Genomic DNA, 13,200 nt, shown 5'->3' with positions numbered 1-13,200 from the left:
TAAGTTCAAAACTATTTTTTGCTATTTGGTTCAAAAGGCAATCTTTTATCTGTAATGGTTGAAGCAGTTGTTGCTATAGCTTCATTTTTTACTAATAATTGTTGATCCAAAATTTTTTGAAGATTTTCAGGGAGGGCTTCTTTGTTAAGAAGGAAGGTTTGAAAAGCCTGAAATATGTTGGCAACAACCATATATAGTAATACTCCTGCTGGAAGTGGGAAAAACAGAAACATGCCAGTGATCATAACTGGAGTGATTTTGTTGGCTGTTGATTGTTGCGGATTGGCAGGCATTCCCTGACTAGACAAAACTTGAGAAAGAAGCAATGTTAATCCAAATGCACCAACAAGTGCTGCTATATCCCAGTTAATAGAACCATCTACATAAAAGCCAACTTGACCAAGTGCCTTAATGAATAAAAAACCACTTTTAGCTGCCAAACCTGGAATTTTTGCTTCAATTGTTGCATCACCTGGTTTGATTGCAGTTACTTTTCCATCTTGGGAAACTTTAATATTTTCGGAGCCTTTTGAAACTGTCCAAGTAGGGAGAAATTTAGAGCCATTATCATATTTAGACAAAATTTCTGAGTAGCTATTACCATTCGTTGTTTGTAAATTTATTGTTATTGACTCTTCTGTCCCAAGTTTTGTTCCACTAGGAATTGTGGCAACAACAGGGAAATGTGATTTTTCTGTAATAAATATAGAATGTCTTGGAGATTTATAAGGTTTAGGATCAATTGCAGCAATCTGATCTTGGGGAATAACCTTAAGATTTATATTGTAAGGAACATCAGCGAATGGTGAGCCTCTTAGGGTCGCAAACAATGCAAATAGTACAGGCATTTGAACAATTAATGGGAGGCAACCTGCAAGAGGGCTTCCAAACTCGTTCATTAGTTTTCCTAATTCTTCTTGTTGTTTCTTTGGATCGCCTGAAAACTTAGATTTTATTTCTGCTTGCCTTTTTTGCATTACTGGTTGGGCAATCTTCATTCTTCTAGCGCTTCTAATTGAACCAGCACTCAAAGGGAAGAGAGCAATTCTAATTACGACAGTTAATGCAACTATTGCCAAACCATAACTAGGCACCAAACCATAGAAAAAATCTAGAATAGGGATAAGTAGTTTTTCAGAAATGAACCCTATCACGATATTAAAAAGAGTGAAATTTTATCAGACATTTTATTTTACAGGAAAAAAAGTATTTTGTAATTAATTAAATTAGAACTTAGTAGCAAATCCTTCTACTTCGCTGAGATTCGAAGTTTGTGATCTTTTAACAATATTATCTTCAATAAATTTTTGTTTTTCTCTAAATAGGGGTAATGATTTCATTTCAACTTTCGAACCGTCATTAAGAATAAGAACCATATCACCATATGATCCGAACCCTCTTGGAATAGATCTGATTTCATCAATGTTTGTCAATGAAACTTGAGTTTTGTTTTTACCAAACCATCCACCTTCTATTGTAATTCTCTTGTTTGTGATTTTATATCTTAACCACAAGGCTCTAACTATTGCGGCAAAGGTAAAAGGCAAACCAAGAATAGTTATTCCTGCTAATAAATTTATAATGAGGTCACTTCTGGCGGGACCACCTTCGTAAAAGGATTCTTCTTTTATGTTGATCATTTAATTAGACGGGATTTGAACATTAAGTTTTGAAATTCCTCCAAAAGAGCATTTTTATCATTGCAGAAATCTCCAAATTTAAGGTTAACAAGTAACCAATAAGGTTTGTGGTTATTAATTTTTTTAATGTTTGTTAATAACCACTCTTGCAGAATTCTTCTAATTTTATTTCTTTCTACAGCTTTCTTTGAAACTTTTTTACTTACAGAAATTGCTATCTTTAAATTGTTGGAAGTATTTTTAAGTTTATGTGATAGCAGTATCTCTGGATTTGATCTCGCTACTTTAAGAGTCATTAATTTCCCATAATATTTAATGGAATTTTTATGAATATATGAAAAAGTCCTGTGACCTTTTAAGCGCATCTTATTAGGTAAGGCCATTATAAATCAGAGCTATACAGCTATTCTCTCTCTTCCTTTTTGTCTTCTGCTTTTTATAACTCTTCTACCAGTATGAGAACGCATTCTTACTCTAAAACCTGATACACGTTTTCTTTTTCTTGAAGTTCCGCCAAAAGTTCTCTTAGTCATTTTCTTGAAATATCCATAATTAATTTATCATTTAATCGATCAATATGGTCCAGCTTCCTAAATATCTTGAAATTGATCCACCTTTAGGTTGTCCATATGAATGAAATTGATACAGTCCTGATCTTTTTGGATTAGTTATCTTTTTAAAAACAATGGCATAGCTTTCTTTATTTGCGAGTATTGGGCTATAAGGGTAAATATTTATCTTTCTTAAGGAAGATTCATCTGTTGTAATTTCAATATCAGCTGGAGTATCTTCTAGACACTTAGTCCTTTCTTCAAAACCGCCTATCCTAACCTTACAAAGACTTATTTTTTCTTCGTTAAGCGGTACTTTAAAAGTTTTCGGGATAGCAAGATTAATTTTAAGAAGATCAGCCTTTCTATCGTTTGGCCTTAAGAAAAAATAAATTGTATTTCTGAATCTTCTCTTTTCTTCTTTTTGAAACCACTTTAATCGTCTAAATCCAGAGTCTTGGTCCCATTGAAATTCTAATCCTGCTTTAGATTCTTGAATATTACTAAGGAATGGAGTTGAAAATAAGATTGTAGGAATAAGAAAAAATTTTAAAATTTTAAAATTCAAAGTAAATCTCTTAGTTCTTTTTGACATTGATTAAATAAATTTTTAAGGGTTAAATAATTCTATCCAAATTTGAGCTGGAAATTTTCTTTACTTAGATTAACATCTATCTGGCCGTAATCTTGAAGCACCTCTTAAATAGGGCTGATTTATAGGATTATTTGGCGGTAATAAAACTTGAGCCATTATTCTAATACAAAAATTGACATCATCTGATACATACATTTGTTGACAGTCTAAGAATGCTACTGAATCAAGTCCATTACATCTCCTTGCAATTGAAGCAGGGAAACATGCGTCCAAATCTTTTGTAGATGTGAAAGTAATAGATAAGAGGTTTGTCTTAATGAGATTGTTACGGGAAATTAATTCATTTATTAACTCCACCACAGCATCCTCTATTTCCTGAACAGTATTCCCAGATGCTGTAGTAGCCCCCCTTATAAATGAAATTTTATAATCATTCTTCATTTTTCTTAGATATTTTATTAAGGCTTATATAACCAAAGGATTTTATTAGATGTCTCAATCTCAAAAAATAAATTATTAATAACTTTTTCAAACATTCTACTACCAGGAATTAGTCCGAGTATTTTCTTTTTTTTCTTCCCAAAAGTTAAAGGCTGTATTTTTGGATCGATATTAACCATTTTTGCAGCAAGTTCCCTCGCAACAAATTCATCTCCAACCTCATCAACGAGACCCAATTTTTTTGCTTGTGTTCCAGTAAAAATTCTTCCATCTGCAAATTTTCTTACATCTTCAACAGATAAATTCCTTCCTTCAGCAACAGCTTCAGTAAATTGTTTGTAGCTTTCATCTATAAGGCTTTGAAGCAATTTTCTACCCTCATCACTTAAAGGTTTATCTGGAGAAAGTATATCTTTAAAAATGCCGCTTTTAACAGTCTCAAACTTTATACCAACTTTATCTAATAATTCAGAAAGATTGTTCCCTCTTATAATCACACCTATTGACCCTGTAATTGTGCCTGGATTCGCAACTATTTTGTCAGATGCAACACCAATGTAAACTCCTCCAGATGCTGAGATGTTACCAAAACTAGCAATGACTTTACATCCTTTATCTTTAAGTCTTTTAATAGCAGAGTATATTTCTTGGCTATCACCAACAGTACCTCCAGGTGAATCAATTCTCACGATTAAAGCGGGAAATTCTCTATCCTCAATTTGTTTAAGTGCTTTAAGGATAGAAACTCTTGTTGAACTTGTAATAGGCTCATCAATTAAGATACGAGCCATTCTTTTTTTTGACTTTCGTCTAAAAGGCCAAATCATTCTTTTAAGGTAAATACATAAAACTACTTTAAAAAGATTATCAGCAGACCTAATGAATTCAATCCTAAATTGGTTTTTAATGATACTCCCTTTTGCACTTTGGGGAACTTCAATGGCGGCTATGACTCCCTTAGTATCTAGTGCTGGTCCAGAGTTTGTGGCTTCTTTAAGATTACTTCCTGCAGGAATTCTTGTTCTAATTACAACATATTTGTTTAAAAGAGATCTAAAAATTTATAAGTGCGATTGGAAGTGGTTTTTTGTTTTTACAATTGTGGACGCTACTTTTTTTCAGTTATTCTTAACCTATGGAATTGAAAAAACTGGAGCAGGTCTTGGCTCTGTATTGATTGATTCTCAACCCCTTTTGGTAGCTATTTTAGCAAGGGCAATTTTTGGAAATTTAATTAACCCAATAGGGTGGTTAGGCTTACTTTTTGGGTTGGGAGGAATAGTATTTTTAGGTGTTCCGCAAGAATTTCTAGAAAATTGGTGGTTAATGTCTAATGAGGCAATGACTAATGTGAGTTTTAACTTTGGAGAGCTCTGGATGCTTGCCGCTTCGCTTGCTATGGCGCTAGGAACCATTTTAATTAGATTTACCTGTACTAAAAGTGATCCAGTTGCAGTTACAGGATGGCATATGGTTTTTGGGAGTATGCCCCTAATTGTTAAGCATTGCTTACAATCAAATTTTCAATTAATTCCAGATTGGTCAATTTTTGATTGGGGATTAATGTCATTTGCAAGTATTTTCGGAGGCGCAATAGCTTATGGATTGTTTTTCTATTTTGCTAATAATAAAGAAATAACTGGATTTAGTACTCTTGCTTTTTTAACTCCTGTATTCGCTCTTCTAAGTGGAGGTATTTGGTTAGATGAAAGATTGACTATTGTTCAATGGATAGGTGTAGTTTTTGTGCTTATCTCGGTATTTTTTGTTAGCCAAAGAAGGAATTTATGGGAAAATAAACTTACAGATACTAATATTTAATTAGGGTCTTGGTGTGAAAAGTTAAATAATGCGAATAGTTTTAATAAGTACTCCAATAGGTTTCATAGGAAGTGGAAAAGGTGGAGGAGTCGAATTAACATTAAATTCTTTAGTATCAGGATTGCTTTCTTTAGGTCATTCGGTAGAGGTCATTGCTCCTAAAAATTCTAAATTAAATTTAATTAATGAAAAAGCAAAATTACATTTTGTAGAAGGTGAAGATCAAATTAGTTGGCAGCATCAAGATTATAATTCTCCTATAAGCATCCCAGATAATTCACTTCTCGCAGGATTGCTGGAAAAAGGGCTAGAAATCGTAAAAAAAGCAGATGTATTATTGAACATGTCTTATGATTGGCTGCCTATCTGGATGACACTTAATGTAGAGATGCCAATTGCACACATAATTAGTATGGGCGACGAAAGTTCGGTAATAAGTAATTTAATCTCAAAAGTATATGCTAAACGCCCAGTTAATTTTGCTTTTCATTCAAAAATACAAGCTAATGATTATCCATTTATAAAGAAACCAATAATTATTGGGAATGGATTTGAATTGGATAATTATACTTTTCAAGATTCAGTGAAAGGACCTTTGGCGTGGGTTGGGAGAGTAGCTCCTGAGAAAGGTTTAGAGGATGCTGTTTATGTTGCTAATAAACTTGGCGAAAAGCTTAAAGTTTGGGGAGTTAAAGAAGATGAGACATATGCCTCAAAGATAGAAAATTCTTATCCTCAAGGCACTATAGATTGGATGGGTTTTTTATCAACTAATGAATTACAAAAAGAACTCGGCAAATGCAGAGTGTTGTTAAATACTCCGAAGTGGAATGAAGCATATGGAAACGTAGTGGTTGAAGCCTTGGCTTGTGGGGTGCCAGTCATAGCTTATAAAAGGGGAGGCCCTAGTGAAATTATTCAGCATGGGCAAACAGGGTATTTAGTTGACCCTGATGATAAAAAAAATATGCTTTCTTATGTAGAGATTATTGAAAAAATAGAGCGCAAGAAATGTAGAGAATGGGTAGAAAAAAATGCGTCCACGAATATATTTGCAAACAAGGTTGTAAACTGGCTTAATGAGGTAATGAACGAATATTAAGAAAATAGATATTATTAAATGATTCTTAATAACTCAAAAAAAAGGCTCATAACCTTACTAATAGTTTTGGTTTGTGGGATCATAATATTTTTCTTAGGTTTAGGGAGTACAGGACTGGTTGATGAAACTCCCCCTTTATTTGCCGCTGCTGGAAGGGCAATGAGTGAATCTGGTGATTGGTTAACCCCAAAAGTTAATGGAATATTCCGTTTTGATAAACCTCCACTCATATATTGGTTAATGGGTTTTTTTTACTCATTACCGAAAAACGATATTTGGGATAGTTTCGGGACGCTCTCAGCAAGACTCCCTTCAGCTTTGGCCTCATTATTTTTAATGTTAATGATTGGAGACACTTTGTTTTGTTGGCCACAAAAGGGTAATAGGCAATTTCATACTCCTATAGTTGCATCATTAGGATTTGCACTGTCTCCATTCATAATTATCTGGAGTAGAACTGCCGTTAGTGATGCTCTATTAACTGGAACATTAGGGATTAGCCTACTCTTATTTTGGAGAAGAATGGCATCTCCAAATAATGATCAATGCATTTCTGCGTGGGTATTTTTAGGGTTTGCAATTTTAACTAAAGGACCTGTTGCATTTGTTTTGGCATTATTAACTATTACCTCTTTCTTAATAACTCAGAAGGATTGGAAAACGTTGTTCTTCAAGATAAACCCTAAGAAAGGTTTTCTAATAACAATTCTAATAAGTATTCCATGGTACATCTTAGAACTCATAAAAGAGGGGAAGCCTTTTTGGGATAATTTTTTTGGCTATCATAATTTCCAAAGATATACATCAGTTGTAAATAATCATGCAGAACCATTCTGGTTTTTTCTGTACATAATGATATTTGCTTCATTACCATTTACTCCTTTTTTGTATCACGGGATATTTAAAGCTTTTAGGGATTTCTTGAAAAGTTCGAAAGACATTTGCAATGTCAGTGAAACCCTTCATACATATTCTCTTTGTTGGTTGTCTACAGTTTTAATTTTCTTTAGTATTTCTGCAACAAAACTTCCAAGCTATTGGTTGCCAGCAATTCCAGCAGCGTCAATCTTAATAAGTAATAGCTTTATAAACTTAAAAAAATCAAATAAAAATTATTTAAATTTATGGATTTTTAATATTTTAATTTTTTTTGGAATCACGATAGCATTCTTTTTCTCAAATATTTGGTTAAGTTCAATAAATGATCCTGAAATGCCTAATCTTGGATCTGAATTAATAAGTTCTGGGATAGTTTTTAAAGCGAAATTGTTTTTCTCTTTATTTACACTTCTTGCAATAATTTTATTATCTTTTAAATCCAAAAATATATTTCTTTATCTTCAAATTTTACTATTATTTGGACAACCTTTTATTATGTCGCCGATAAGAAAATTAGCAGATACTTCTAGGCAATTACCTTTGAGAAATATCTCAAAATTAATTTTAGATATTCGTGAAGGGGAGGAAACTTTGGCAATGATAGGGATAAGAAAACCTTCTTTACATTATTATTCGAGACAAATAGTTTTTTATGAACCAAATACCGAAGAGGGATTAATTAATCTATCAGAGAGATTATTTAATGATAGAAGAAAAAATTATGAGGATAAACCTGATTATGAATTCAAATCTTTATTAGTCGTAATAGATGATTACTCATCAAACAAACTTCATTGGTCAAATATAAATCATCAAAAATTGGGTGAATATGGGATTTATAATTTATGGCGAATTCAGAAAAGTGATTTGAATAAGTATTCGGAATTTTTAGTTAATAGCGGTTATAAATCTGACTGGAAAAATAGAAAAGTTGAAAAATTTTAACAAAGCTTCCTTTTAAGAAGTGCGTTTTTAAGATCATCAAGGCTGCACTGAGTGGGGATTTCAATTTCATTCAAATCTTCGAGTAATTCAAGATCTATTACAGAATCTTCGGCCAAAAAACTGAAAACTTCATTAATACTTATTCCCATATCTTCAGCCATCTCTGAGATTAGCCTTAGAGTATCCCTTCTCACAGAAATCCTAAGATCTAAAGGGATATATTCATTTTCAGGGTTCGCTGACTTCATAACCTAAATATTAAGACATTATGTATTTATCAGGACATTTTCTTTACATAATTCATTATTCATGCTCCATCTTCTTAAGCTTCCTAGCTTAATGCATTCATAAGAATTTTTAAAAGAGGAATTGTAACTATTGAAATTAAAGTTGTAGTAAAAAGAATTTTCGACGCTATTTCTTGCTTCACGTTATAAGCCTCTGCCATTAATATTGTTGATATTGCAGTTGGGGTTCCTGCTTGAAGTATTACTGCTGATGACTGATAGAAGTCAAAATTCAATAATTTACTTATCAAAAAAACAATAAAAGGAAGAATAAACAACTTTAAAAAAATTGAATATTTAATTTCTTCATTAAGATCAAAAATTTTACTCTTTTGATTTGTAATTATTCCCAGCCTTGTTCCCACTATTATTATTGCTAAAGCGATAACTATCCTTGCAGGTATCCAAAGGTAATTGCCTAATATCTCATCTACATGTATGAGATATGCTACAAGAACTCCAATGATACCTCTTGACGCAGGACTATTTATTAATGCGTTTAATAGGCCTTGGATATTTGGGATGTTATTTTTTTCTGGTTTTTCTTGAAGAAAAAAAGGTCCAAATATCCAAGCAAATAGTGTTGTCCCTAAGTCAAATCCGATAGTGAAGTTAATAGTTGTCGAAGGTAGAAGAGCGATTGCAATTGGTATTCCAAGAAATGATGTATTACCTATTAGACCTGCTAACTGCAATGTGTAATTTGAAAGCCTATTTTTAAAAATTGGGGATATATTTATTAAGATTATTAAAAATCCAATTAGGGAGAATGCTAAAAATGCGCTTTTTAGAAGATTTATATCTATACCCTCCTTTAACAAAAGGCCCATAACACTTAATGGAATGCCAAATCTTATTAGAGGTCTTGCAATATATTTTGAAATCTTTGGATTTTTTTTTCCAAGCAGAAATCCAAAAATTAATAAAGGGATAATATTAATAAATAGAGAGTAGATGGTATTAATTAAATGTTTTATAAAGCAATATTAACTTGTCGAAGCACAGTAATAATTTTAATGCGCTTTAAAATTAAATTATTTTCCATATTGCTTCTTCAGGAATTAGAGGAGATTTATATAAATCTTCTGGTTCTTTAGTTAAAACTCTCCAATTAGGAACTCTACAAGTTACATAAGCAGGACTTTCTATCAAAACACCAGGTTTTTCGTCAAAAGTACAAGTAAAACCTTCCTTCCAAAAGCCATTATTATTAAGGCTACCTTTAAACCAAACCCAGCATTTTGAAGTTTTCAAGATCAAAAAGAATCTATTTCTATCATAAATAACTTTTAAGTAATATTTTTATAAAGATAATACTTTTAAAATGATTATTAATTATTCAAAGTCTTTGAAAAATATACTTTCGATATCAATATTAGGAGGTTTAAAATTAAGGTAATCAAATTAGCAATCAATATTGGTGTAGATGAAATTTTAAAACCGTAAATTATCCAAGAAAAGACTCCAACAATAAACATTATCAAAGTCGTCAAAGAAACATCATCTGCTTTTTTTGTTTTTATAGTCTTTACCAATTGAGGTAAAAATGCAGCTGTTGTTAAGATCGCCGCAAAATATCCAAATATATCTACATTCATAAAAGTTTTAAAAACTATTCTTTAATTTGATCAGATAAAAATCCTAGGGGATCTCTCATATTTGGTGAATATCCAAGAACATTATTTGAAAAAAATTTATAAATGACTTGATTTTTATCATTTAATAAAAAGGAAGCTCCTCTTTGAGGAAGATATTTTTCATGAAGAATGTAATCACTCCAATTTAGGATTATTTCATTCATATTACTTAATCTAAATGTTGCCAATTCAAATGGTCTCAAATAACCAGACCCGAAAACCTGTTTAAAAGAATTACCTGAAAATTTTAGAAATTTTAAAATGTCAATTTCATCAAATTCTGAATAGATTTGCTTTGCTTTTTGATCGCCTGTGTAACCTCTAATAACTTCTTTAATTGTTTTAAAAGAATTTATGCCTGTCAACATCAAAAGCATATTTATCCAACCTCCTAAACCAATATCTAAACCTTTTGAAACTTTAAGATTATTATGGATTTGATTATCAGAAACAACTATTAAATTTTCTTCACAGAAGCCAGTATATTTGCAGAATTTTCGTTTCCCATTATGGTTGCCAATAGCAATGGCAAAAATATCTAGCGTATTATCTTTATGATTATCAATATAATTTTTTAAATTTATTGCATATTCAAAACTATCGAAATCTCCCAATAAACCAAACAAAACAATTAATTTAAATTTTTTGCTCCCTTGAAAGTTAAGTTCTTCAACAAGATTATTAATATCATTTTGAAAATTGTCAGTCACGATAGTTAAATGATTTTTTCTTAAAAAATTTTTCTTACTTCAATTAGTATAAAATTTTACATGGAAAAGTTTTTAAAGAAATTAATTTAATGTTTTTAGATTTTATTATCTTAAGGTAAACATTTTGAAGTTATGACTGTAGGAATTTATTACGCAACTACAACTGGAAAAACTGAAGACGTAGCTGATCGCCTTCACAACTTTATCTCTTCAGCAGAAGCACCTAAGGATGTATCTGATGTAGATGATCTATCGGAATTTGAAGGTCTTGATGGCATCATCTGTGGGATACCTACTTGGAATACTGGAGCAGATGAAGAAAGATCAGGAACTGCGTGGGATTCAATTTTAGAGGATATCGGTGACCTAAGTTTATCCGGAAAAAAAGTTGCAATTTTTGGCTTAGGAGATTCTTCTACCTATACAGAAAATTATTGTGATGCAATGGAAGAACTTCATAGCTACTTCACTAAAGCAGGTGCCGAGATGGTCGGTTATGTAGATAAATCTACTTATACATTTGATGAGTCTAAAAGCGTTATTGGAGAAAGCTTTTGTGGATTACCTCTTGATGAGGATAGTGAATCTGATTTGACTGATTCCCGTCTTGAAGCATGGGCTTCTCAGCTAAAGGGCGAAATCCCCTCATTGGCATAAGCTCGAAGATATCACTTTCCTAAGTTGTAACATTTGTTCTTTCAAAATATGTTTTTTTTACATAAGTAATTAAATCTGTAAAGAACTTTTAAAAACCATACTGAATTAGCAATATGCTCAATTTGCTGTTTACTTAAATCAAGTGTTACAAACTTACGGAAAATCTGATGTCACCTATGACTGGTACGCAGGGAATTCTGGTGTTGTCGGCCGTTCAGGTAAATTCATAGCAGCTCATGCTGCCCATGCAGGGCTAATGATGTTCTGGGCAGGAGCTTTTGGATTATTCGAATTGGCACGTTACGACGCCAGTATTCCAATGGGTGCACAGAAAGCAATTGTTTTGCCTCACCTAGCGGGTATTGGAATTGGGGGCGTTGAAAATGGTGTTATCACAGAACCATATGGAATTGTTGTAATTTGCACATTACATCTAATTTTCTCAGCAGTATTGGGTGCTGGGGGGTTATTACACTCCAACAAATTTGCAGGTGATCTTGGAGACTACCCAGAAAATAGTAAGCCACAAAAATTTGATTTCGAATGGGATGATCCAGATAAATTAACTTTTATTCTTGGTCATCATCTAATTTTTCTTGGGCTAGGAGCAATTATGTTCGTTGAATGGGCTCGTATTCATGGAATTTACGATCCAGCAATAGGATCTACAAGACAAGTTATTTACAATTTAGATATTGCTGCTATCTGGAATCATCAATTTGATTTTTTAAAAATAGATAGTCTGGAAGACGTTATGGGAGGACATGCTTTCCTAGCTTTCCTTGAAATAATAGGAGGTGTTTTCCATATTTGTACTAAACAATTTGGAGAATACACAGAATTTAAAGGGAAAGGATTACTTGGTGCTGAGGCAATTCTTTCATATTCAGTAGTTGGTGTTTCTTACATGGCTTTTGTTGCTGCTTTTTGGTGTGCTTCAAATACAACCATATATCCAGTTGATCTATATGGAGAACCTTTAAAGCTTCAATTTGAATTCGCCCCTTATTTTACTGATACAGTAGATTTAGGTTCAGGTGCGTATAGCTCAAGAGCTTGGCTTGCTAATACTCATTTTTATTTGGGTTTCTTTTTCTTACAAGGTCATCTTTGGCACGCACTAAGAGCAATGGGATTTGACTTTAAGAAAATTGGTCAAGCTTTTGACAATATTGAAAATACAAAAATTACTCAAAACTAGTTTAATTTAATAAAAAACCTCTCCTCTATGAGGAGGGTTTTTTTTTGTAGAATTATTTTATGCATCCAAAAAATTAATGGATAATCTAAAGGAAATTAATTGCAAGGAGATTTTCAAAAAGGCTTATGAAAATCGTTATACCTGGAAGAATGATTTTCATGGTTACCAAGGTAAATGTATTTTCTTAACTAATAATATTATTCATAAAGGTGACTTCGTATTAGGTAAAGACTTTAAACCAAATATTCAACAAATAGAGGATGAGAAAGTTGTTAAAAGTATTGCCTCTCAATTATTTGAAGTGTGTATACACAGAGTAAAGAGAGAATTTGAATCAGTGCACTCAGAAAATAATTTTAATTTACTTAAAAATTCTGAAAGTGGGATTGAAATGATTGTTTCAGGTAAGAATCAAGGTGATAAATATAGAGTTAAAAATGAATGTATTAATATGGTACGTAGAAAAATTCATGGAACAATAATTGAAATATTTGTTGCAGAATTCATCAATACTGGAATGGGTTCACTTAGTAAAAAATATAGTAGTCAATCGATTGATCCAGATACACTCAAGGCAAAATCACAAAAATTAGAATATGAGGATGAATTTATAAATATAGGTCAAGAAGATTATTGGATCTTAAAGTCGAGGATAATAAAATACTTAAATCAAAATAATGAAGAAGAAACGCAAAAATTTATTTTCGAGGATTTAAGTTTATTGAAATAAGTTT

18 protein-coding genes are annotated in these 13,200 nt (G+C 31.9%); 6 read left to right on the top strand and 12 right to left on the bottom strand.

From position 1 onward, the window contains the following. Positions 1-11: 11 nt before the first annotated feature. From yidC to sppA, 7 genes are all read right to left on the bottom strand, one after another. A complete protein-coding gene (gene yidC, locus HA151_RS06700) occupies positions 12-1,154 on the bottom strand; it encodes a membrane protein insertase YidC (RefSeq protein WP_209106710.1) in 1,143 nt (380 codons plus the stop codon). 72 nt (positions 1,155-1,226) lie between these two features. After that, positions 1,227-1,640 (bottom strand): PH domain-containing protein, encoded by a 414-nt coding sequence (locus HA151_RS06695; protein ID WP_209106709.1) that lies wholly within the window; start codon positions 1,638-1,640, stop codon positions 1,227-1,229. Further along, positions 1,637-2,023, bottom strand: coding sequence for a ribonuclease P protein component (gene rnpA, locus HA151_RS06690; RefSeq protein ID WP_209106708.1), 387 nt, complete (start codon positions 2,021-2,023; stop codon positions 1,637-1,639). The genes HA151_RS06695 and rnpA overlap by 4 nt, the downstream gene beginning before the upstream one ends. A 12-nt stretch (positions 2,024-2,035) precedes the next feature. Further along, positions 2,036-2,173, bottom strand: coding sequence for a 50S ribosomal protein L34 (gene rpmH, locus HA151_RS06685; RefSeq protein ID WP_002808184.1), 138 nt, complete (start codon positions 2,171-2,173; stop codon positions 2,036-2,038). Positions 2,174-2,204: 31 nt separating this feature from the next. Then, a complete protein-coding gene (locus HA151_RS06680; protein WP_209106707.1) occupies positions 2,205-2,786 on the bottom strand; it encodes a DUF2808 domain-containing protein in 582 nt (193 codons plus the stop codon). A 69-nt stretch (positions 2,787-2,855) separates the two neighbouring features. Continuing rightward, positions 2,856-3,227 (bottom strand): chorismate mutase, encoded by a 372-nt coding sequence (gene aroH, locus HA151_RS06675; protein WP_209106706.1) that lies wholly within the window; start codon positions 3,225-3,227, stop codon positions 2,856-2,858. A gap of 17 nt (positions 3,228-3,244) precedes the next feature. After that, a complete protein-coding gene (sppA, locus tag HA151_RS06670; protein WP_209106705.1) occupies positions 3,245-4,054 on the bottom strand; it encodes a signal peptide peptidase SppA in 810 nt (269 codons plus the stop codon). Positions 4,055-4,106: 52 nt separating this feature from the next. Here sppA and HA151_RS06665 point away from each other — a divergent pair, with 52 nt between their 5' ends. Genes HA151_RS06665 through HA151_RS06655 form a run of 3 tightly spaced genes read left to right on the top strand, consistent with a single transcriptional unit; the run spans position 4,107 to position 7,974 of the window. Then, positions 4,107-5,048 (top strand): DMT family transporter, encoded by a 942-nt coding sequence (locus HA151_RS06665; RefSeq protein ID WP_209106704.1) that lies wholly within the window; start codon positions 4,107-4,109, stop codon positions 5,046-5,048. A 28-nt stretch (positions 5,049-5,076) separates the two neighbouring features. Next, the gene (locus tag HA151_RS06660) at positions 5,077-6,150 is read left to right on the top strand and encodes a glycosyltransferase family 4 protein (protein WP_209106703.1); all 1,074 of its coding nucleotides are present in this window, start codon (positions 5,077-5,079) and stop codon (positions 6,148-6,150) included. 18 nt (positions 6,151-6,168) lie between these two features. Then, complete coding sequence (locus tag HA151_RS06655) at positions 6,169-7,974, top strand: ArnT family glycosyltransferase (protein WP_209106702.1); 1,806 nt, start codon at positions 6,169-6,171, stop codon at positions 7,972-7,974. Here HA151_RS06655 and HA151_RS06650 read toward each other — a convergent pair. The 5 genes from HA151_RS06650 to HA151_RS06630 form a co-directional block, all read right to left on the bottom strand. Further along, positions 7,971-8,222 (bottom strand): CopG family transcriptional regulator, encoded by a 252-nt coding sequence (locus HA151_RS06650; protein ID WP_209106701.1) that lies wholly within the window; start codon positions 8,220-8,222, stop codon positions 7,971-7,973. The genes HA151_RS06655 and HA151_RS06650 overlap by 4 nt on opposite strands. Before the next feature lie 83 nt (positions 8,223-8,305). Next, a complete protein-coding gene (locus HA151_RS06645) occupies positions 8,306-9,091 on the bottom strand; it encodes an AEC family transporter (RefSeq protein ID WP_209106700.1) in 786 nt (261 codons plus the stop codon). 199 nt (positions 9,092-9,290) lie between these two features. Beyond that, positions 9,291-9,515 (bottom strand): hypothetical protein, encoded by a 225-nt coding sequence (locus tag HA151_RS06640; RefSeq protein ID WP_209106699.1) that lies wholly within the window; start codon positions 9,513-9,515, stop codon positions 9,291-9,293. 77 nt (positions 9,516-9,592) lie between these two features. Further along, entirely contained in the window at positions 9,593-9,859 is a 267-nt protein-coding gene (locus HA151_RS06635; RefSeq protein WP_209106698.1) for a SemiSWEET family sugar transporter, read from the bottom strand. A gap of 14 nt (positions 9,860-9,873) precedes the next feature. Next, the gene (locus HA151_RS06630; RefSeq protein ID WP_209106697.1) at positions 9,874-10,608 is read right to left on the bottom strand and encodes an AhpC/TSA family protein; all 735 of its coding nucleotides are present in this window, start codon (positions 10,606-10,608) and stop codon (positions 9,874-9,876) included. A gap of 132 nt (positions 10,609-10,740) precedes the next feature. Here HA151_RS06630 and fldA point away from each other — a divergent pair, with 132 nt between their 5' ends. The 3 genes from fldA to HA151_RS06615 all read left to right on the top strand — a co-directional run bounded on the left by fldA (position 10,741) and on the right by HA151_RS06615 (position 13,196). Next, complete coding sequence (gene fldA / locus HA151_RS06625; protein WP_209106696.1) at positions 10,741-11,265, top strand: flavodoxin FldA; 525 nt, start codon at positions 10,741-10,743, stop codon at positions 11,263-11,265. A 142-nt stretch (positions 11,266-11,407) separates the two neighbouring features. Continuing rightward, entirely contained in the window at positions 11,408-12,466 is a 1,059-nt protein-coding gene (locus HA151_RS06620; RefSeq protein WP_025956826.1) for a chlorophyll a/b binding light-harvesting protein, read from the top strand. 76 nt (positions 12,467-12,542) lie between these two features. Then, positions 12,543-13,196: a DUF3386 domain-containing protein gene (locus HA151_RS06615; RefSeq protein WP_209106695.1), complete on the top strand. Its 654-nt coding sequence runs from the start codon at positions 12,543-12,545 to the stop codon at positions 13,194-13,196. Positions 13,197-13,200: the final 4 nt, after the last annotated feature.

Source organism: Prochlorococcus marinus XMU1419 (genome assembly GCF_017695955.1).
Classification (GTDB): Bacteria; Cyanobacteriota; Cyanobacteriia; order PCC-6307; family Cyanobiaceae; genus Prochlorococcus_A; species Prochlorococcus_A marinus_AD.
This window is presented reverse-complemented; position numbering and strand designations above follow the sequence as displayed.